This is a genomic window from Citrobacter sp. VF227, assembly GCF_052950715.1.
In genome coordinates, this window is sequence record NZ_JBRFVF010000007.1 from 148322 (window position 1) to 170482 (window position 22161).

At 55.5% G+C, this 22161-nt stretch carries 8 protein-coding genes, 1 other RNA gene and 1 pseudogene; 5 read left to right on the forward strand and 5 right to left on the reverse strand.

Translation table 11 applies throughout. The features are described from left to right. Positions 1–8: 8 nt before the first annotated feature. From ACU8YC_RS19665 to ACU8YC_RS19685, 5 genes and pseudogenes are all read left to right on the forward strand, one after another. Positions 9–503: a cyclophilin-like fold protein gene (locus ACU8YC_RS19665; RefSeq protein WP_279574291.1), complete on the forward strand. Its 495-nt coding sequence runs from the start codon at positions 9–11 to the stop codon at positions 501–503. 123 nt (positions 504–626) lie between these two features. After that, on the forward strand, positions 627–1856 hold the full coding sequence (locus tag ACU8YC_RS19670; protein WP_446895667.1) for an MFS transporter: 1230 nt from the start codon (positions 627–629) through the stop codon (positions 1854–1856). Positions 1857–1869: 13 nt separating this feature from the next. Then, complete coding sequence (locus ACU8YC_RS19675) at positions 1870–2898, forward strand: alpha/beta hydrolase (RefSeq protein ID WP_187253061.1); 1029 nt, start codon at positions 1870–1872, stop codon at positions 2896–2898. Between the two features lie 24 nt (positions 2899–2922). Then, positions 2923–3909 (forward strand): annotated as a pseudogene (locus ACU8YC_RS19680) (aldo/keto reductase). A gap of 279 nt (positions 3910–4188) precedes the next feature. Next, positions 4189–4725, forward strand: coding sequence for a dihydrofolate reductase family protein (locus ACU8YC_RS19685; RefSeq protein ID WP_446895673.1), 537 nt, complete (start codon positions 4189–4191; stop codon positions 4723–4725). 321 nt (positions 4726–5046) lie between these two features. On the opposite strand, the gene ssrA is transcribed toward ACU8YC_RS19685, so the two are convergent. The 5 genes from ssrA to ACU8YC_RS19710 form a co-directional block, all read right to left on the reverse strand. Beyond that, positions 5047–5410: a transfer-messenger RNA gene (gene ssrA, locus ACU8YC_RS19690) on the reverse strand. Positions 5411–5482: 72 nt separating this feature from the next. After that, positions 5483–6646: an HlyD family efflux transporter periplasmic adaptor subunit gene (locus ACU8YC_RS19695; protein WP_151218389.1), complete on the reverse strand. Its 1164-nt coding sequence runs from the start codon at positions 6644–6646 to the stop codon at positions 5483–5485. A gap of 7 nt (positions 6647–6653) precedes the next feature. After that, the gene (locus tag ACU8YC_RS19700; protein WP_370619833.1) at positions 6654–8840 is read right to left on the reverse strand and encodes a type I secretion system permease/ATPase; all 2187 of its coding nucleotides are present in this window, start codon (positions 8838–8840) and stop codon (positions 6654–6656) included. Further along, positions 8837–10246, reverse strand: coding sequence for a TolC family outer membrane protein (locus ACU8YC_RS19705; protein ID WP_151218121.1), 1410 nt, complete (start codon positions 10244–10246; stop codon positions 8837–8839). The genes ACU8YC_RS19700 and ACU8YC_RS19705 overlap by 4 nt, the downstream gene beginning before the upstream one ends. A gap of 100 nt (positions 10247–10346) precedes the next feature. Further along, a complete protein-coding gene (locus ACU8YC_RS19710; protein WP_446895668.1) occupies positions 10347–21599 on the reverse strand; it encodes a BapA/Bap/LapF family large adhesin in 11253 nt (3750 codons plus the stop codon). Positions 21600–22161: the final 562 nt, after the last annotated feature.

A 22161-nucleotide genomic window follows, 5' to 3' on the forward strand; every position in this document is an offset into this window, starting at 1 on the left:
ATAATGCGATGAAAAAGTCAACGCTAAACGATATGCAAAACATGCACCGCAAAACGTTGCTGCTGCTGATGTTCCTTCTTGTCTGGCTGCTATGCGTTACGCAGTCCGTGATGGCGGGTGGCAACGAACGGGTCGCTGTACAGGAGAAGCTTATGAAAATTGAGATCGTTGTGAATGGTGAGACCGCCACCGCCACCCTCTATGACACGCCGACAGGGCGGGATTTTGCATCACTGCTTCCCCTCAGCCTCACGCTGCAAGATTACGCCGATATTGAGCGCATTAGCGATCTGCCGCGCAGGCTTTCCACTGCACAGGCTCCGGAAGGCATGACGCCGGAAGCCGGGGATATTACTTTCTACGCGCCCTGGGGCAACCTGGCGATTTTTGCCCAGGGCAGGCCTTACGCCCGATCACTGATCCCGGTTGGCAAAGTCGATTCGGGATTGTCCGCCCTGCAGCGCCATGGACCGCTTAAGGTGCAGATCAGGATCGTGGACTGAGCAGTCGTTCCTTTCATACCCATCGTTCCCTTTTACTACCGTGCTTGTCCCCACGCCGACGCGTCAAAGTCTCCTGAAGGCGCAGGGGAGGGCATCGCATTATCAACAAAAAAGAAAGGCTAAATGCGTAATCAGAAAACTGAAACCAGAAACAAAAACGGAGAAAGTGAAAAACAACCGGCGCACTGGGGCGGCGTGTTTGCCATGACACTGTGCGTCTTCGCCCTGATCGCCTCCGAATTTATGCCGGTCAGCCTCCTGACGCCGATGGCGCAGTCCCTGAACGTCACCGAAGGCATAGCCGGGCAGGGAATCGCCATTTCCGGCGTGTTTGCGGTGGTGACCAGCCTGTTTATTTCCCGACTGGCAGGCGCGCTTAACCGGAAAACTCTGCTGCTCGGCCTGACGTGCATCATGGCGCTGTCCGGGGCCGTTATTGCGATGGCCCCCAACTACCTGACCTATATGACGGGTCGGGCTCTGATTGGCATTGTAGTCGGCGGGTTCTGGTCGATGTCGGCGGCGACGGCGATGCGTCTGGTGCCAGTGCACCGTGTTCCGTTGGCGCTGGCTATTTTTAACAGCGGCAATGCGCTAGCCACTGTCGTGGCCGCACCTCTGGGCAGTTGGCTGGGTTCGGTCATCGGCTGGCGGGGGACCTTCTTCTGCCTGCTACCCGTCGCCATCGTCGCGTTTGTCTGGCAACTGCTCAGTCTGCCCTCTATGCCGGTTACCCGCCCGCATATGGGCGCTGGAAACGTCTTCATGCTGTTCCGCCACCGGGTGGTCACGCTGGGCATGCTAGGGGTGGGGATCTTCTTTATGGGACAGTTCACGCTCTTTACCTATATCCGACCCTTCCTCGAAGCGGTAACGAAGGTGGACGCTTCAGCGGTGACTCTCATCCTGTTGGTCATCGGTATGGCGGGCTTCATCGGCACTACGTTGATTAGCCGGGTATTGAAGCGCGGATTCTACCCGACCCTGATGGCGATTCCTGTACTGATGGCGATCATCGCGCTGGCCCTGATCGCGTTTAGCAACCAGGCGGCCATCGTGACGATACTGCTCGGACTGTGGGGGCTGATTTCAACCGCCGCGCCAGTGGGATGGTGGGCATGGGTTCCACGCACGTTCCCGCAGGATGCCGAAGCGGGAGGTGGGCTAATGGTGGCGATGGTGCAACTGTCCATTGCGCTGGGATCCACCGTGGGAGGCCTGCTGTTCGACCATCACGGTTTCCAGAGCACCTTTCTGGTCAGCGCCGCAATGCTGATTATCGCAACCGTACTGATATTCCTGACCTCACGAGCAGACGCGTCTGCCGGTGGCCATTCATCACACTCGTCCTGATAAGGAAACCATCATGAATAAATTTACGTTAGCCCTGGGGATGTTCATCAGCGCATTTGCCGCCTCCGCGGCGGATATGTCCAGAGGTGCGGATAACTTTTATAAAAGCGATAAGGTGACGCAGCAAAAAGTCACCTTTAAAAACCAGTATCAGATGAACGTGGTTGGCAATCTGTTTGTCCCGAAAACGATCGTTCAGAACGCCAAAAACCCGGCGGTCATCGTGGGCCACCCGATGGGCGCAGTCAAAGAGCAGGGCTCAAACCTGTACGCGCAGAAACTGGCGGAGCAGGGTTTTGTCACGCTGGCGATTGATCTCTCGTTCTGGGGAGAAAGCGAAGGTAAGCCAGGGCACCTGATTTCACCGGAAATCTACGCGGATGATTTCAGCGCGGCGGTTGATTATCTCAGCACACAACCATTTGTTGATCCGGAAAATATCGGCGTGCTGGGCATCTGCGGTAGCGGAAGTTTTGTCATCAGCGCCGCGAAGATTGACCCACGTATGAAAGCCATCGCCACCGTTAGCATGTATGACATGGGAGCTGCGTTCCGTAACGGGCTTAACCATTCCCAGACGCTTGAACAACGTAAGGCCTTCATCCAGTCGGCCATTGAGCAGCGGTTTGCTGAGTTTAAAGGGGGAGAGACGGCTTACATTCCGGGCACTGTAAATAAACTGGACACCTCCACGCCAGAAATTCAGCGCGAGTTCTTTGATTTCTACCGCACCGAACGCGGCGGCTACACCCCGCAGGGCGAGAAAGAAGAACTGACGACAAAACCGATGCTGAGCAGTATTGGCAAGTTTATGAACTTCTACCCGTTCAACGATATTGAAGCCATTTCACCGCGTCCGATGCTCTTTATCACCGGCGATCAGGCTCATTCAAAAGAGTTCAGCGAGGACGCCTTCAAACGCGCCGCTCAGCCTAAAGAGCTGTATGTCGTTCCGGGGGCTGGGCACGTCGATCTGTACGATCGCACAGACGTGATCCCCTTCGACAAATTGGCCGACTTTTTCCGTAAGAACCTCAAATAACGCGTCAGTTAAGGAGCATGCGACATGAACTACAAACATCTGGGCCGAACAGGCCTGCGGGTGAGCCGTATCGGTCTTGGGACTATGAACTTTGGTGAACTGACGGATGAGCCAACCAGCTTCAGGATCATGGATGAGGCGGTGGATGCGGGTATCAACTTTTTCGATACCGCCGATGTTTACGGCGGACCGCAGTCGCCGGATATGGCAAAGGGGTACGGGACATCCGAAGAGATCATCGGCAACTGGCTGGCGCGCAGCGGAAAGCGCGAGCGGATCGTGCTGGCCACAAAAGTTTATCAGCCGATGGATACGGGTCCGAACGATAAATATTTGTCCGCTTACCATATTCGCCGGGCATGTGAAGCCAGCCTGAAAAGGCTCAAAACGGACCATATCGATCTCTATCAGATGCACCATATCGACCGGAACACCCCCTAGGAGGAGATCTGGCAGGCTATGGAACAGCTGATCCGTGAGGGTAAAATTAGTTATGTGGGCAGCAGTAACTTTGCTGGCTGGGACATTGCTACCGCACAATGTAAGGCCGACGTACGTAACCTGCTGGGACTGGCATCTGAACAGAGCCTGTACAATCTGACCCAGCGCACGGTTGAGCTGGAGGTGATCCCTGCGCTGCGTCATTACGGCATTGGCCTTATCCCATGGAGTCCGGTAGGGAGGGGAATGCTGGGCGGTGTGCTGCGTAAAATGACAGAGGGGCGCAGGGCAACACCGCATATGCAGGTGCAAATCAATCATCTGCGGCCACAGCTGGAAGCCTGGGAGCAGCTTTGCGATGAAATGGGTGAAACGCCGGCTGACGTTGCGCTTGCCTGGCTATTGCAAAATCCGACCGTCACCAGCGTACTCAGCGGGCCACGCACGGTTGAACAACTTCGTCAGAATCTCAATGCGCTGTCTGTAACGTTAACGCCTGAAACACTTGAAAAACTGGATGCTATTTGGCCAGGACCAGGCGGGGAAGCTCCTGAGGCCTATGCCTGGTAACAAAGTGTCTAAAAGGTTCGGATTTAATGGGTTCTCTTCGGACTTCGCTGGATAAAATGAGGGCACAAAAAAGCCCGCAGAGCTTGCGCCGTGCGGGCTCTTAGGACTTATCGGATGACACTGGTAATCACCGGCTGGCGTCCTTGTAATTGGTGTGGGAGGTGGTTGAGGCTCTGGTGGACGTTGCTAACATTGTGATGTGGCTTTATCGGAACATATCAATATCGCTAACACTGCTAAACTCAACGAGATATATGCAATCTGAACACGGAGCACATGATGGTCACCACACATGTTTTCATCGCGGTCAGTCTTGATGGTTTTATCGCTCGGCAGGATGGTGATATCGACTGGCTGTTAAAGCGCGATGACCCGACAGAAGATCATGGCTATGCCGCATTCATCGCGGACAAAGATTGGATCATTATGGGTCGAGGCAGCTATGAGAAGGTGCTGACTTTTAACGAATGGCCTTATGATCTGCCCGTGCTGGTGCTTTCCCGGCAGCTAACCGATACCACCGTGCCCGAGGCGCTGAAGGATAAAGTGCAGTTTTCATGCCTTACGCCAGGGGAAGCTCTTGCTGACCTGATGGAGAAGAACGTGCACCGGGTCTATATCGATGGTGGGCAGTTAATACAGTCGTTCCTGCGCGAAGGTCTGGTCGCCGATATCGTTATCACTACCGTTCCTGTCCTGCTCGGTTCGGGAAAACCGCTGTTCGGAGTTCTGCCCCATGATATCGATTTGACGCTATTATCCAGCCGCAGCTTCCCTTCAGGTCTGGTGCAGTCGCATTATTGGCTGACGCCATAAGCTGAATCAAAGCATAGTGGTGACCTCCACTTTTCGCTCATAGCGGATGCTCACATCAGTTATGGCTAAAAGCAGGTATGAGAGGAAGATTACAGACTAAGGTGAAAGAAAAGTGGGTTGTTGATTGTGGTTGCATTGAGCGTGGCGAATGAGGCTAGAAAGCAGAAACAAAAAAGCCCGCTGATGCGGGCTTTTTTGTCACTCGGGAGCCGCGGCTCCTTTGTGTATCCTTTTTTGTCTCCTCACCGTCTGGTCGGTGTCCTGCTGAGACTGCTAACTTCCTGTTTTACTAGTGCTGTCCTGGCACTGTCCAATCATGATTGGTGGAGCTGGCGGGAGTTGAACCCGCGTCCGAAATTCCTACATCCTCGGTACTACATGCTTAGTCAGTCTTTACATTCGCCTGGCACCTGCGGACAGACACGCCACTACCAGACTAGCCTGATTAGATTTAACGCTTCAACCCCAGGCAGGGCCTCCACGCGATCTCTTTTGGGTTTGACCTCTCTTTGATCCCCGTCTTAAGAGCGGAAGCTAGGGAGAGAGGGCTCAGAGCAGGTTATTAAGCTGCTAAAGCGTAGTTTTCGTCGTTTGCGACTATTTTTTTGCGGCTTTTTACGAGGCCAACCGCCCCTCGGCATGCACCTTGGGTTTCGCGAATCCCGTCGAATCCAGAATCAGCCCCAATGTGTGAGAGCAAGTATAACAGACTTGTGACACGCGTGACCAGCCCCTGCAACCCCTAATCCTCAAGGATTTACCGCTCGCGCAGTGCTTCTTTTGCACGATTAAATGGTTTGATTAAATAGTCGACGATGGTTTTTTCACCTGTTTTTATATCCACGGTAGCAATCATGCCCGGTACGATGGAGAAATGGCGTCCGAGTTTGTTCTGCAAGAAGTCCTGATGGGTACGGATAAACACGCGGTAGTAGAAAATTTCTGGTTTCACTTTGTCCTGGATGGTGTCCGGGGAGATGGTTTCGACTACGCCTTCCAGACCGCCGTAAATAGCGTAATCATAGGCGGTTATCTTCACCAGCGCCCGCTGCCCGGGGTGGATGAACGCGATATCGCGCGGAGACAGGCGGGTTTCTATCAGCAGATGATCGTCCAGCGGTACAATCTCCATCATCTCGCCGTTAGGCGGAATAACGCCGCCAATGGTGGTGACCTGGATATTTTTTACAATACCGCGCATCGGCGCGCGCACGGTCAGGCGGGTCACGGAATCCTCTCGACCTTTTAAAATAGCCGCCAGCATATCCACTTCGGCGTTGGCTTTTGACAGTGCTTCCCGTGCCTGCACGAAGTATTGCGAGCGCAGGTCGGTGATTTTTAATCCCAGATCGCTTTTTTGGCGTTGCAGGCGCAGCACTTCTACGTGGCTGGCGGCACCGCTTTTCTCCAGCCGCTGAGTAATGGCCAGTTCTTTATTTACCGAAACCAGCGCATCTTGTAGCTCCGCCATAGAATCAGCAAGCTGCGCGCGACGGCTTTTATACAAACGCGTTTCGGAAGCGATAAGTTCCGGCCAGGCGCGCAGTGAATCGGGAAAGACCAGTGGCAGATCGTTAACTTCGGCATTGAGCCTTGCGCTGGAAGCCAGCGAGGCACGATAGCGGGCGGCGCTTTCCCCAACGTTGGACTCCGAACGGGTGGGGTCGAGGCGCGCCACAATTTGATTGGCCTGAACTTTATCTCCCTCACGGACAGTCAGCTCGGCGAGAATACCGCCATCCAGTGACTGCAAGACTTGTTCACGCGAGCTGGGGATCACTTTCCCGCTGCCGGTCGAGACTTCATCCAGCTTGCCGAAATACGCCCAGATCCCCAGGACAGCAAACAGTAGCGTGCTGAGCAGAATAATGCGGCTGGCCCCGGAAAAACGGTGCTCGCGGCGAATATCGAGGTCGTCCATGGCGGCGTCATGCGGATTGGTTTTCATTTTTCCACTCCCGACCGTGAGTTGGGGCAGGTGCCCGGCTCGCATTCAACGCCTGCGCTTTCGGGGCATCCATGACCAGTTGGCCTTCTTTCAACACCACCACGCGTTCGACCAGTTCCAGAACCGGAACGCGATGGGTTGCAACAATCAATGTGCGGTTGCCCAGCCACAGGTTCAGGCGCTGAATAAACTCCCGTTCGGTATGTTCATCTAACGAGGCGCTGGGTTCGTCGAGCAGCACAATATTGGGTGAGCGCAGCAGCATTCTTGCCAGCAGGATCGACTGCCGTTGGCCGCCGGATAAACCGCTGCCGCCTTCCATAATAGGATGCGCTAGTCCTTTGGCGAGCTGTTTAACGAAAGCCGCCGCGCCGCTGACCTCCAGCGCGTCGAAGATCTGTGCGTCGCTGGCATGCGGTGCGCCGAGGGTCAGGTTCTCGCGCAAGGTACCGAAAAACAGCCGCGCATTCTGGCTGAGAAAACCGATGTTACGGCGTAAATCGGCCATGTCGATTTGTGCCAGGCTCAGGTTATCGAGCCGGACATCACCCTGGATAATCTCCACGCCACCTGCCATGGCCTGTAGCAGCGTTGATTTTCCGGCGCCGTTACGCCCGAGGATCGCCACCCGTTCGCCGGGCATGACCTCCAGACGCGAGATCCGCAGTGGAACGCGCTGATCGTCGCTGTGGTAGCGGAAGTGTGCGTTTTCAAACAGATAATGGCCGTGAAAAGTCTCCTGATGCACGCGGTCTTCATCGTACTGCGTTTCGGTAGGGAGCTGCATGATGCTGTCCAACCCCACCTTCGCCGCCTTCACCTGTTGCCAGCGGGCCAGCACACCGCACAGGTTAGCCATTGGGGCAATCATTCTGGAACCGAGCATCGATGCCGCCACCACGGCCCCGGTGGTCATCGTACCTTCAATGACCATCGGCGCGCCGAACATAATGATGGCGGCGTAGACCAGGCTTTGCACCGACATGCCCCAGCCAATCAGCCCCTGAGTGAGCTTACGCGTGCGCAGCCCTGACTCTCCAGTAATACGGATATAGCTGTTCCACTGCTGTAAAAAGCGGTTTTCCGCCTGCATCAGCTTGATGTCTTCCAGCCCCTGAACGCTCTCGACCAGCACCGCGTTGCGCAGAGTGGATTCATGCGCAGCCTGGTTGGCAAGCACTGCCAGCTTTTTCTGTAACAGCAAGCCAGGCAGAATCATCAACAAGGCAGCGACGGGGGCTATCCACGCTAGTGGCGGGGCAATACAGGCCAGCACTACGATAAACAGAAAGAAAAACGGCAGATCGACAATGGTCGACATAGTCGAGGAAGTGATCATCTCACGAACCTGTTCCAGCTCGCGCAGTTGAGAAATAAAGCTCCCTGTCGAACGGGGGACGGCGCTGTTGCGCAGCCGCAAGGCGTGGCTAAACACGCGATCGGAAATGCGCATATCGGCGCGTTTGCCGAGCAGGTCCATTATGTGGGTACGCGCTTCGCGCAGCAGAAAACCAAACAGTACTGCGACCAGAACGCCGGTTGAGAGAACATACAGCGTTGGATAAGACTGGGCGGGGATTACCCGGTCATAAACCTGCATCGAAAAGATAATCCCGGCGAGCGACAGGACGTTAATCAGAAAGGCGGCAATCATGACCGGCAGGTAAGGGCGGATGTCCTGTAATACCAGTTCGCGCATCCAGTCGGGCTTGAAGCGCGAAATATAGCGGTCAACCCGACTATCCTTCAGCGCCGACAGCGGACGCAGTGCGGTAATGCTTACGATCTCTGGCAAAAGTTCTGCAACCGCGAGTCGGTTACGCTGGCCCTCATCGACGATGATAAAAACATCCAGGACATCTTCACCGTTGAAATGTTCTATCACCATCAGTTGGCCGTCGCGCAGTTCCGCTATCACTGGTAAACGCCACTGACCGAACGCCTGTGCAGCAGTATCCAGCGCATGAAATGACAGTCCCGCCTGCCGCGCCAGCTGTGACAGAGCCATCGCCCGACTTTTTCCTGCAAACCACGGGGCGTTGGCCTGGATTGCGCCTGGCGAACAGGTAACGCGATAGTGGCTGGCAATATGCGTCATCGCCTGCGCCCACTGGCTCAGGGCGTGTTCACTAATCGCATCTTTAGCATGTGAATCGACGTCGCTCATAGCGTGATCTCCACCGATTGAATGCTGCGATTATTTAAGGCGAACGCCTGACGAAGTGAGCCGGTGTTATAAAGGCAGTTCAGCTGTAGCTGGCGCAGCTGATTTTGAGTCTGAAGTTCGGCAAAACGGGCCTGATATACCTCCTGCTCAGCGTTAAGCACGTCGAGCAGTGGACGCGAACCAAGGTCCAGATATTGCTGTTGATAAAGCTCGCGCGTTTGTTCGCTCAACCGCTGTTGGCGACGCAGAATCTGCAGGGCGGTGGCGAGGCTCATTGCCTGGCTACGGGACTCAAGTAATTTCTGTCGTACTTCAAGTCGGGTGCGCTGGATGGAGTACTGTGCAGACTCTACCGCGTGGCTGGCGGCGTTGCGTCTGGCGGTGAGTCCGCCTCCCTGATACAGCGGCATTTCAACTTTTACCCATGCAGAATACTGGGTTTTGTCGAGTACCTCATGGCTGGGGTATTTGTCGTTGAGATAGTGCTGAACCGAAGGCTCCAGAGAGATGGTGGGCGTCATCTGCGCGTTGGCGTAGTCGAGGTTTGCCTGCGCCACATTCGCCTGCGCCCATGCCGCCAACACCGCAGGAACCAGTTTATCTTCTGGTTTGACTACATCACAACTGCTGTCCAGTTTGACCGGAAATTCATTGCTGATGCCGTTAAGCGAGTTCCAGCCGAGGAAGCTCATCAGCGTTGCCTTGCTGCTGTCGAGATTGGCTTGATACTGCGCCAGTTGAGAACGTGCGGACTCGATACGCGCATCGGTTTGCACCACGTCCGACAGTGAGGTTGCCCCTTCATCATTACGCTGGCGGGTCAGTCGGCCAATGCCGTTCAGGGCGTTAAGTTGCTCTTCGGCGGCGTCCACCATTTGCTGCCACGTCTGCACCTGGACTATCGCATTGGCGGTGGCATGGGCGATGGTATCAATACTGAGTAGCACATTCGCCTGCTGTTGTGCGGCTCCGGCAGTTTCAGCGCGGACCTGGCTTGCCACTTTGCCGAAGTCGTACAGCATTTGCGACACCGAAATAACCAGCGCCGGGCTAAAGCCGTGGTCGGTGTAAGTATTGCTGTAACCGTTGTTCATTCCGGCAGAAACCTGCGGGTAATATTTTGATTTCGCCACGTCGATCTGCTCATTTTGTGAGAGCAGCTTGCCGATGGATTCACGAATAGAAGGATGCCAGCTCACGGCGCGACTCACTGCGTCATTGAGCGTCAGGCTGCCGGGAGCGGCGGCACTAAGCGGCAGATCGGCAACCGCGCCGTCCAGCGAGGGAAGCATCTGGCTGGTGGCCAGACCTTCCGGCGTAATAATTTGCGGTTCATCTTCGGCATTCACCCGCATGGCACAGAGCGTTAATGCCAGCAGCAAGGCAACAGGCGCGACATTTCTCATAGATTATCCCTTACAAAATACGGCAGCGACGACTGTTATTGCCCCGGACGTCATGGCATCCGGGGCTGTAGTTATGGCGCTTTAACGCTATACGTTAACGTCAGGGCACAATGTGATTTTGTTGCACCAGCTCATCGAGCGTGGTGTGTACGTTCTCCAGCGTTATGAGATTGGTTGAGTGATAAGTGTTGCCCGTACCGTCGCGGTCGATGGCAATTACCGTGTTGTTACCGTTAGTGGTCACGGTGAGGTAGTTACCGAGCGTCGCGTTCTGTCCGTTCCAGCCCACCAGCAGGTCGCCGATATCGATTTTGTCGCCCTGGGCCAGCGAGAAGTTGGTCCAGGTGTCGGTAGGTCCAATGCCAACATTGCCAACGTTACCACCGGTAGCGTCGTTGGCATTAAGCAGGTGATAAATCAGCGTATCGCCGTAGACACTGCCGGTAAAACGATCTGCATCGACGGTGCTCACCACCTGCGGATTCATGTTGATAGTTAGCGTTGCGGTATCGGTATGACCATTCTGGTCGTTAAGGGTGTAGGTAAATGTCTCTTTGGTGATGATGGTGGAGAGTGAGACATCGCTGTTGAGGGCGTAGGTGTAATGACCATCAATTCCAATGGTCAGTTTGCCGTATAGCCCGTTAATGATGGCGCTGGTCGTGCTGCTCAGCGGATCCAGCGTGGCGGTGCTACCGCCCGCGCCGTTCACCGTCAGCAGAGTATGTACGCTGGCAATATGGTCTCCGTCATAAATATTGCCAGTGACGCTGTTTGCTGCGGAAGTCTCGAAGTTCTGCAGGTCGATTATCGTGCCTTTTACGCTGGGGGTGATGGTGATATTCCCCACCCCCAGAGCCCCGACGCTGCCGGTGTAGTCGAGGCGATAGTTGCCGGGGTGCAGCACTACCCCGCTCAGGGCAATATCGATATTGCCGCCAACCAGTAATCCACCATTGAATGAGCTGCCGGCAACCTTGACGTTGTTGCTGTCATACAGCGCCCAGGTGACGGTTAGCCCGCCCAGCGTCAGACCTGAAGCAACGTTAAAATGCAGTATGGCGTTTTGCACCGCCGTTCCCGTCCCGACCTCAATGACGCCGGTACCATTTTGTGAGGTAGGTGAAAGGAGTTGGGCGTTCCAGCTGGCACTCCCAACGCTGCTATCGGTGAACGACCGGGAAGTATCCGCCTGCGTGGTGACTGCCATTTGACTGCTGATGTCGTTTACGGCATCCAGCGCCTGCGGGGTTGCTGTAATGTTCAGTGACGCGCTGCCGGTATCGCCATTTGGTGCCCTGACCTTATACACGAAGCTGTCCGGTGTGTTGATACCGTCTGCGCCCAGTCCGCTTTTCAGCGTGTAGGTATAGTTCCCTTTTGCATCAATAGTCAGCGTGCCGTACTGCCCATTAATCGTGGTCGTACCCGTCCCATTCACGGTGACACCGTTCACTTCGGTGATAACGCTATTAGCCGGAGCCGAGTCGTTGGCCAGCAGATTTCCATTGGTTGCCGCACTCAGGCTGTCAACGGCGTAGGTATGATCGGCCAGAATATTCAGGGTATAGCCGGTCAGCAGCGTCAGGCCGCCGGAAGCGTTAAGCAGGAACAGATAGTCACCGCCCGGCAGGGTGATGGTGTAGTCCGTTGAGTTGCCACCCAGCAGCGCCGTGACCCAATTGGGCTTCACGCGGAACTGTTCATACTGCTGAATAGATTCGTTGAAACGATAAACATAGAGATCAAAACCGCCCACCGTTACGCCAAGAACGCTGGCCTTGACGGTTAACGTGCGGGTTGCGCCATCGTCAACGTTGAACTTAATCGGGTTAGTCAGACCGTTGACCAGACTCACGTCCAGCACATTGCCGAGCCCAACGCTGGCGAGGGTGAAGCCGGTTTGTTGGGATGAGCCATGATCAACTGCGATAACCTGCGTCCCGTAAGTCAGCGCAGCCACATCGTCTGCCGCCGTTACCGTACTGGTGGTTGGGGCCTGACCCAGCGTGACCACCAGTTTTGCCGAGGAGTGATCGCTGCCATGCGTTAGCGTGTAGGTGAAGCTTTCGGAACGTCCATACACTGAGATTGACGTATTGGTCAGGGTATAGGTGTAGCTACCATTCTGGTTGATATGCAGAATGCCGTATTTCCCCTGCACATCAATGCCGCCCGCCGGGACGTTCACGACGTTGCCGTTACCGTCAGTAACGGCGGTGACCAGCGTGCCGGAAGGTGCATTATCTTGCCCGTTAGCGGGATCGGTATCCGTGATGATGTTGCCGGATTCTGTGGTACCGCCAATGATGGTCCCTGCGCTGGCTTTCACCACCGAGACATCAAGGCTGGTGTATGCCCCGGTAGCCAGCAGGTTGGTGTTGTAGCTGACCACACGGTAATCACCACCAGTCAGTCCACCGTAATTGAGCGTAACCCCTGAGGCGCCCAGGGTGAGTAGGCTGGCAAAGTCTGGTTTACCGGTATCCACCACCGTTACCCAGGCATTCAGCGCGGTGTCAAAGCGCTGGATGACAATTTCCATGGTGCTCAGCAGCGACAGGACCACGCCGGTGGCGGCGGCATTGATCGTAATGGATCCGCTGCCGCCAGGGGCGATGCTGAAATTGACGGCTGCTGTATCGTTCCCCAGCACGTTGGCGACATTTCCCAGCGCATTAACCAACAGGAAGCCATAATCGCTTTGATGCTCGGTGCTGACGATCACATCGGTTTGTAGTGGCAGACTGGTGACATTGTCTTCAGCCAGCAGCGGCAATACCGGCGCGATAGCGCTTGTTGGTGATGAGGTATTTCCCGCTGCATCGGTTGCCGTGGCGGACAGCGACTGCCCTTCAATCTGGCGAACCGGCAGGTTGACGCTGTAAACACCGCTGCCGTTGGCGATTGCTGTCACGCTGGTGCCGCCGGGTAGAGAGATGGTGACCGTGCTTCCCGCTTCGGCGACGCCGCTGACGGTACCGCCATCGGCGCTGATCAGTATCGTTGGCGCGGTCGGTGGCGTGGTATCCACAATCACGCTGAACGAACTGGACAACCCGCTTGCGCCGTTGACGTTTGTTGCCGTGGCGGTAAACGTGTGGCTACCTTCGCTGAGTGCGCCGGATGGCGTAAAGCTCCAGAGCCCGTTACCGTCTGCGGTCGTGGTGCCCATGAGCGCGCCATTGTTGTACAGATTGATGATGGCGTTAGCCTGTGCCGTTCCGCTGAGCGTAGGCAGGGTATCATTGGTGGTTTTTCCGGCCGCGACCAGCCCCGTGATCGTGCCGACGTCATCGAACACGCTGGCAATAACCGGCGCAGGCGGTACGCCGGTAAACGGTGCGAGCACGTTACCCGCCGTGCCGATGTTGCCTGCGGCGTCCTGTGCGCTAACCAGCAGCGTTTGCCCACTGATTTGGGGTGGATTCAGCGTGAAAGTGAAATTACCGGAGCCGTTGGCGGTTGCCGTACCGATCACCGTTCCGCCGCTGGAGGTAATAATGACCGTGCTGTTTGGTTCGGCAATGCCAGTAAGCGTGGTGCCGTTGGCGTTGACCGCCAGCCCCGTAGGGATGCCCGGGGCGACGGTATCGACCACAATCGCTGCCGCAGACGATGTACCACTGGTATTCCCCGCACTGTCCGTTGCGGTGATGGTAAACGAGTGGGTACCTTGTGCCAGCGCGGTTGCCGGGGTGTAGCTCCAGTTGCCGCTGCCGTCCGCCGTCACGCTGGTGACAAAGGTGCCATTATCATAAATATCGACCCGCGCGTTGGCCTCGGTGGTGCCGTTTAACGTTGGGCGTGCGTCGTTGGTTGGCTGATTACTGCCAATCGCCCCCGTGTTTGGTCCAACATCGTCAATAATATTGCTGATTGAAGGCTGCGTCGGTGCCGTGGTGTCGACCACCACGTTAAAGCCTGCCGTCGCACCGCTGGTGTTGCCCGCCGCATCGGTGGCGGTGACGGTGAACGTATGCGATCCATTCGCCAGTGGCGTGGTGGGGGTGAACGACCAGCTGTTATTGCTTTGCACCAGCGCCGTGCCCAGCAGGGTGCTGCCGTCATAGATGCTGACAGTGCTGCCTGCCTCAGCGGTACCGTTTAGAGTCGGGCGTGCATCATTGGTCAGTTGTCCGTTGCTGAGCGCCGCATTGAACACGCCGCCTGCGACATCATCTACCACTGAGACCAGCAGCGGGACGGAAGGCGCAATGGTGTCGACATTAAGAGTAAACCCGCCTGATATGGGGCTCTCATTCCCGGCGGCATCGGCGGCGATAGCGGTAAACACGTGCTGACCGTTGCTCAGCGTAGCCGGCAGATATTCCCAGCTGCCGTCTATCGCCGCAGTTACTGTTGCCAGCAGCGTGCCATTATCGTAGATAGTTATCCGGGCACCGGCTTCCGCCGAACCGTTCAGTACGGGACGGGTATCATTGGTGTAAGCACCGTTCGACAGCGTTCCGGTACCTGGCAGTACGTCATCAAAAGCCTGGATAATTGTTGGCGCTAGCGGGGCCACGGTATCAACAACGATGTTAAATCCAGCGGACATTGGGCTTACGTTTCCAGCCGCGTCGGTTGCTGTCGCTGTCAGCGTGTGATTCCCGTTGCCAAGCGCGGTTCCCGGCGTGAAGCTCCAGGCGCCCGTGCCATCTGCTGTGGTTAAACCGATAAACGCTCCGTTATCGTAAATTCTCACCGTGGCATTGGCTTCGGCCGTGCCGCTCAAGGCGGGGCGTGCGTCATCCGTTGACTGACCGTTGGTTAAGTTCCCTTGCTGCGACCCGAAATCATCGGCGGCCTGAGTAATAGCTGGTGCTGTCGGTGCCAGCGTGTCGACGGTGTAGGTAAAGCCACCTGAAGGAAGGCTGGTATTGCCTGCGCTATCTGTCGCCGTGGCGGTCAGCGTATGCAGGCCGTTACCTAACGCTGCTGAGGGTGTAAAGCTCCAGGTTCCACCCGCGCCGACGATAGTGGTGCCAATGGGTTGGCCATCGCTCAGGACAGTAATGGTCGCGCCAACTTCACCCGTACCGCTGAGCGCCGGGCGACTTTCGTTACTGATTTGCCCGTTAGAGATAGGCCCGGTTGTCGGGGCTGTGTTGTCCTGAACGGTCAGAATTATCGGTGCTGTCGGCGCAATCGAATCGACTAAAACGGTGAACGAGGCAGAAGCTCCGCTGGTGTTGCCCGCTGCATCCGTCGCGGTCACCGTAAAGATATTTTCCCCCTGCGCCAGCGCGTTTGTTGGGGTCAAGCTCCAGCTACCGGAGCCATCGGCATTTGCGGTGCCAATGATCGTTCCGTTACTACGAATGGTGACAATAGCATTAGCTTCGGTCGTGCCACTCAGAGTGGGTTGGGCATCATTAGTCAGTTGGCCGTTGGTCAACAGCGTGCTTCCCGGCTGATCGTCGATGACTGACACAATCGTTGGTACTGCTGGCGGGAGTGTGTCGACCAACAGCGAGAACGGCGATGTCGCCGGGCTAACGTTGCCAGCAGCGTCCGTGACCGTGGCGGTCAACGCGTGATTGCCTTCGCCGAGTGCCGGAGAAGGCGTAAAGCTCCAGTTGCCGCTTCCGTCGCTGGTGGTGGTGCCAATCACCGTGCCGTTATCGCGAAGAGTGACCAGGCTATTGGCTTCGGTGGTACCTGCCAGGGTTGGCGTATTATCGTTGGTTGTCTGCCCGGAAATGAGCGTGGATGTTACACCTACATCATCGGTTACCGACACAATGACCGGTGCTGAAGGTAGGCCTGTATCAACCGTTATCGGATAGGGGGCTGATGCGAGCCCCTGATTTCCGGCGGCGTCGGTGGCGCGTACGGTGAAAGTATGAGAGCCGTCATTTAGGGCGTTCTGCGGGGTAAAGCTCCAGTTTCCGCTGCTGTTAACGGTAGTGGTGCCGATGGATACGCCACCGTCATAAACCGTAATGGTCGCGCCAATCTCGCCTGAACCACTTAGTGTTGGACGCGCGTCGTTGGTGCTTTGTCCACTGCCGACGTTGCCCGTTACTGGGGCGACGTCATCAGTAACGGCGGTGATGCTCGGCGCAAGCGGCGCGGTGGTATCGATAGTAATGACATAGTTTGGCGACTTGCCGCTGGTGTCATTTCCCACCGTTTGCGACACAGCGTAGCTCCAGGTTGTGCCGTCTGCCAGCGCGGCGGGGAGGGTGTAGCTCCAGGCACCGGTACTCGCGTCAGCCGGGACGGTGGTCAGCAGGAGCCCGTTTTGGTAGATATTTACATCAGCTCCGGCGGTTGCCACGCCTTGTAAGGTTGGCTGCGTGTCATTGGTGGTTTTCCCGTTGCCAATATCACCTGTTCCGGGGGCAACATCGTCGATAATTTGCAGAGTTGGCGGATGCGGAAGGCCCGAGATTGAGGCGGTAAACGGTGTTTCTCCGCTTTGGTTACCCGCTGGATCCTGGGCAATTGCGTTCAATGATTCACCCGCCGTCTGTGCCGGTGAAATTGTGATGGTGTAAGCGCCGGTAATGCTATCTGCGACGGCCTGGCCCAGCACCGTTGTACCGTTTCTGATGATGACGGTGCTGCCCGGTTCGGCTGTCCCGCTCACCAGCGTACCGCTATTATCTATGGTGTCTACAGCGGGGGCGCCCGGCGCTTGCGTATCGGTTGTTATAACGATCGGGTTGACCGCCGGGAGGCTATTACCTGCTGCATCCTGCGCGCCAAAGGTCAGCGTGTGTTTCACGTTGGCCGAGAGTGGGACGTCCACGCTCCACTTACCATCGGCTCCCACCATTGTGATGATCAGCGGGATGGGATTGCCATTATCATAGATTAGGATCGTACTACCCGGCGTTCCGGTACCGCTGACGGTCGGTGAGAGATCGTCCGTCACGCTGCCACTGCCGAGTGTACCGGTAATCACGCCGACGTTATCCTCGATATCTGTCACCAGCGGGGCGGTAAGCGGCGTCGAATTCACCGTAAACGAGATGCTATTTGATGCGTTGCTGGGGTTGCCAGCGGCATCGGTGGCGACCGCCGTCAGCGTGTAGGTGCCATTGGGCAGCGCCGTCGTCGGCGTGATGCTCCACAAACCATTCACGACGGTGGTGGTGCCGATAACCGTCGTGCCGTTATACAGCGTAATGATCGAGCCGCTTTCGCCGGTTCCGCGCACAGTTGGTGTGCTGTCATCGGTAGTGCCGTTTGCTGCGATGTCTCCCTGAACAGCGCCTACGTCGTCATTTGCGGCAAGGATTGTGGGCGTTGCGGGAGGGGTAATATCAATGTTCAAGGTAACAGGAGTCGAAGCCTGGCTGACGTTGCCCGCTGGATCGGTTGCGGTAACGGTAACCTGATAAGTGTCCGGATTAATAGGTGTGGTTGGTGTAAAGCTCCAGGTGCCATCTGCGCCAACTTTTGTGGTGCCCAGCGGCGTGGCACTACCGTCGAGATACACCGAGATCACATCACCAGCCGTGCCGGTGCCGCTAAAGGTAGGCGTGGTGTCGTTGGTATTGCCATTCGTGACTACGCCTGTTATCGGAGCCGCATCGTCAGTAATTATGGGGGCACCAGGCTGAGCGGGAGGCGTGTTGTCTACCGTCAGAGTGAAACTAGCCGATGGGATCCCCGTATTACCTGCAGCGTCAGTTGCCGTGGCGGTAAATTTGTGTGGACCCTCTATGAGTACGGGGTCCGGGGTAAATGTCCAGGTGCCATTTGGCTGAACGGTGGCGATACCAATACTGGCGTTATTGTCAAAAATAGTAATGGTTGCGCCCGGCTCACCCGTACCGGAGAGGGCCGGTGCGGTACTTTTCGTACTACCTCCGTTCGCCAGAGCAACGGTGGTGTTGCCCACGATTCCTTCACCGACGGTAATCACCGGAGCCGCTGGTGGGGTGGTATCAATGGTTAACGTAAAGCTTCCCGGCGCGCTGGCATTACCTGCGGCATCCGTCGCCACAGCTGTCAGAGTGTGTGGCCCTTCGCTTAGCGGTTGAGTCAACTGGATGCTCCAGTTACCTCCAGGCGGCACTACCACGCTGCCAACAGGCGTCGTACCGTCATAGAGCGTGACGGTTGAACCTGCAACCCCCGTACCGTTCAGTTTTGGCAGAGTATCGTCCGTACTCTTGTTGGTGGGCAGATCGCTTTGGATGCTACCGACATCATCCGTCATACTGACAATGACAGGTGCGGCGGGCGCTTGCGTATCCACCGTAACAGACACCACGATTGGTGAGGTGGTGACGTTACCTGCCATGTCCGTGGCCGATACCGTGAAATTATGCACCCGATCAGTGAGTGGAGCGCTATCCGGCACCGTATAGCGCCATGTGCCGGAACTGGTGACCAGGACAGTATTTAGCAAAACGCCATTATCAAACAAACTGACCAACGAACCGGGTTCACCGGTACCTGAAATCGTCGGCGTGTTGTCATTGGTGATGCCGCCATTGTTGGCGACATTGCCGGTTATCGTCCCGACATCATCGTTCACCAATGTAATGGCGGGTGCTGTCGGCGCGATGCTATCGACAATGATTTTCCAGCTTGCCGCGCTGCTGGTATTGTTGGCGGCATCGGTTGCCGTCACTGTAAATACGTGCGCCCCCTGGCCCAACGCAGAGGTGGGTGTATAGTTCCAGTTACCGTTGATATCAGCGGTAATGGTTGTTAGCAGGGTGCCGTTATCGTAAATTTTGACCTGAGAACCCGCTTCGGCGGTGCCTTCCAGTTTAGGCTTGCTATCGTTGGTGACGTCGCCGTTATTGAGAGGGCCCTGGTACATGGGCTGGTCATCCGTCACGGCGGTAATGATCGGGGTGTCGGGGGCGGTGATATCCGGCGCCAACGCGGAAGTCGGCAGACTCTCGTTATTGCTGCTGTCCGTTGCGGTGACGTTTACCATTTCGCCGTTCTTTTGCGACGGTGTTATAGACACGGCGAAGTTGCCGCCGCTGTCAGCTTGGCCTACGCCAATCTGGTTACCGTTGCTGTCTTTGACGGTGACGGTGCTCCCCGCTTCAGCATGTCCACTCACAGAACTGCCGTCTCCTGAGACGGTGACGCCAGTTGGCGCATCAGGCGCTGTGGTATCCGGTGCGGTAACTGGGCTGTTGGCGCTGGTATTACCTGCCGCGTCCGTCGCGTTGGCGACGAGATGTTCTCCATTGGTCTGTGGTGGAACCAGCGTGGCGGTGAAACTCCCACCTGAGCCTGCGGTTGCTGTTCCAATAATCGCGCCGCCGGGAGCCAGGATATGCACCGTACTGTTGGGTTCTGCGGTGCCGGTCACCTGATCGCCGGTGGGATTAATCACCAGATTAGCAGGCGGCTGCGGGGCCGTGATGTCTGGCGCGAGCGCCGTTTCCGATGGGCTTAGGTTTCCTGCCGGGTCGGTAGCGACAGCGGTAATGGTTTCGCCATTGGTCTGCGGCGGGTTAATAGTGATAGAAAATGAGCCATCGGGTCCGGCGACACCGCTGCCGATAGGATTATTGCCAGCGTCGGTGATAACCACGGTATTGCCGGGCTCGGTGGTTCCGGTGACGACAGTGCCATCAGCGGATACACTCAGATCATCCGGTGGCAACGGTGGTTGTGTGTCAATGTTGATAGTGAATGCTGCCGACATTCCTCCGGTTCCTGATGCGTTCGTTGCATCGACGGTAAAGGCGTGAGGACCATCAGGCAGGTTGGTTGGCGAAGCCCAGTTCCAGTTTCCGTTAGCATCAGCAGTAACGCTCGCCAGCAGGCTGCCATTGTTATAAATGTTTACCGTGCTGTTGGCGTCTGCGATACCTGAGAGCGTGGGCGTCGGGTCATTGGTGGCCTGATTGTTGCTCAATGGCCCGGTTGAGGGGGCGACATCATCCATAACGCTGACGATAATGGGTACGCCCGGGTAGCCTGAATTGGTGGCATTGAAGGACGTATTTGGCCCGATATTACCTGCCTGATCCTGGATCTTCGCGATCAGCGCTTCTCCGTGCGTCTGTGACGGTGAAATCGCGATGGAGAAATTGCCGGTTTGGTCGACCGTTGTAGAACCTAAAACCTGATTATTACTGCCGATGATAATGACCAGGCTTCCAGCTTCCGCGCTACCGGTTACCGTTGTACCTTCCGGATTAACGGAAGAAATGATCGCGGCTGCAGGCGGAGTCGTATCAACGGTAAATGTTGGCACGGTTGTTTGCGCGCTCACGTTACCTGCGGCATCTGTTTGCGTCAGCGTCAGGTTGTGAACACCGTCGCTGAGCGGCGTGTCCGGTGTAAACGTCCAGAAACCATTGTCATCCACCTGGACCATGCCAATCAGAATGCCGTTATCAGAAATACTGATGTAAGAACCAGCTTCGCCAGTGCCAGTGAGCGTCGGTGTGGCATCGTCGGTTACGCCATTATTGGCGATAAGACCGGTGATTGAACCAAAATCATCAGCGACTTCTGTCGCTACAGGGGCGTCGGGGGCAAGCGTATCAACAGTAATTTCCCAACTGTCCGACATTCCACTGCTGCCCGTACTGTCTGAGGCGCTGACGGTAAACTGGTGGGTACCGTCCGCGAGCGGAGATGATGGCGTAAACGACCAGTTGCCGTTGGCATCGATAGTGACCTGGCCTATTTCGACACCGTTATCAAAAATATGTAAGGTGGCATTAGCGGGGCCGGTGCCCTGGAGAGTAGGCGTATTATCGTTGGTAGATTCCTGTTGATTGACAGGACCTGTAATCAGCTCCTGATTATCGATTACGCTGGTAATAACGGGCACGCCTGGTATGTTAGGTGTTGTCGTTGGCGGAGTGCCGCCATCGCCGTTACCATCACCATCACCATCACCATCACCATCACCATTGCCATTGCCATTGCCGTTGCCGTTGCCACTATTACCGTTTCCGGCATTGTTATCACTCCCACCGCTGCCACCACCGCCACCGCCTCCTGCAGCAAGGCCTATTCCACCAGCAACCGCGATCCCACCAAGAACCCAGGGCCAGACAGCTCCACCTTCATGACCACCTTCGGCTGTCATCAGCGGAGTGAGATCGTCTAAATGCTGGAAGTGGAAAGCGCCATCGGTATCCTGGACCCACCACAGCGCGCCATTGCTGTCTTCCAGAACAAGCTGGTTTTGCGCATCACCTTTTCCGACGTAGAAGTTTTTAATGGTGATGGTTTCACCTGAACGGAGTGTGACAACCAGATCCTGATTAACGCGTGTCAGTTGGCTTACTTCCTCACGCGACACCGACAGTTTCACTATAGAAGGTGAACTGAGCGTAACTTCAGAGGTTTCAACATTTGTGGAAACGCCAGTTAATTTTGATACAACGGCGAGTAGACGCATATGTTCACTCCTGATGGCATGCCGGGAGTATTAATCCGCAACAGCGCTGGGAAAATGAGCAGACAGGGGCCCGGTTCATCATAAAAATGAATTTACACATGTAATTACATTGATTAGGTCAAGCAGATGTTATTTTATTGACGTATTGCGTTTGGGCCCTTTTGGCTGAATAGTTCTTTCGTATTAGATGATATAGTCAGAAAGAAACTATTCTGCAACTTATCCATTTTAAAAAAATATTTAGTCATTTGAAAAGGATTCTTTCCAGTATGATTTTAACGGAGGTTTACTTGTTAACCTCTTGTATTAATTGTCTTTATTTGGATTTTATATAATATAATAAACGCCAGTAATAATAGTGTTATTCAATAAAATAAAATACGAATTTATGATCTTGAACTTTTATATTATTAGACTATAGACAGCTACCATAATGATAGAGGGGTTATTTCATCTTTGGACGATTCAGCATAAATATACTATAAGTTGAGTGAATGTATTGGGCGGGTTCAATAACTAAAAAATAAGAACCAGCCTCAAGATGAGAGACTGGTTGCAGTGG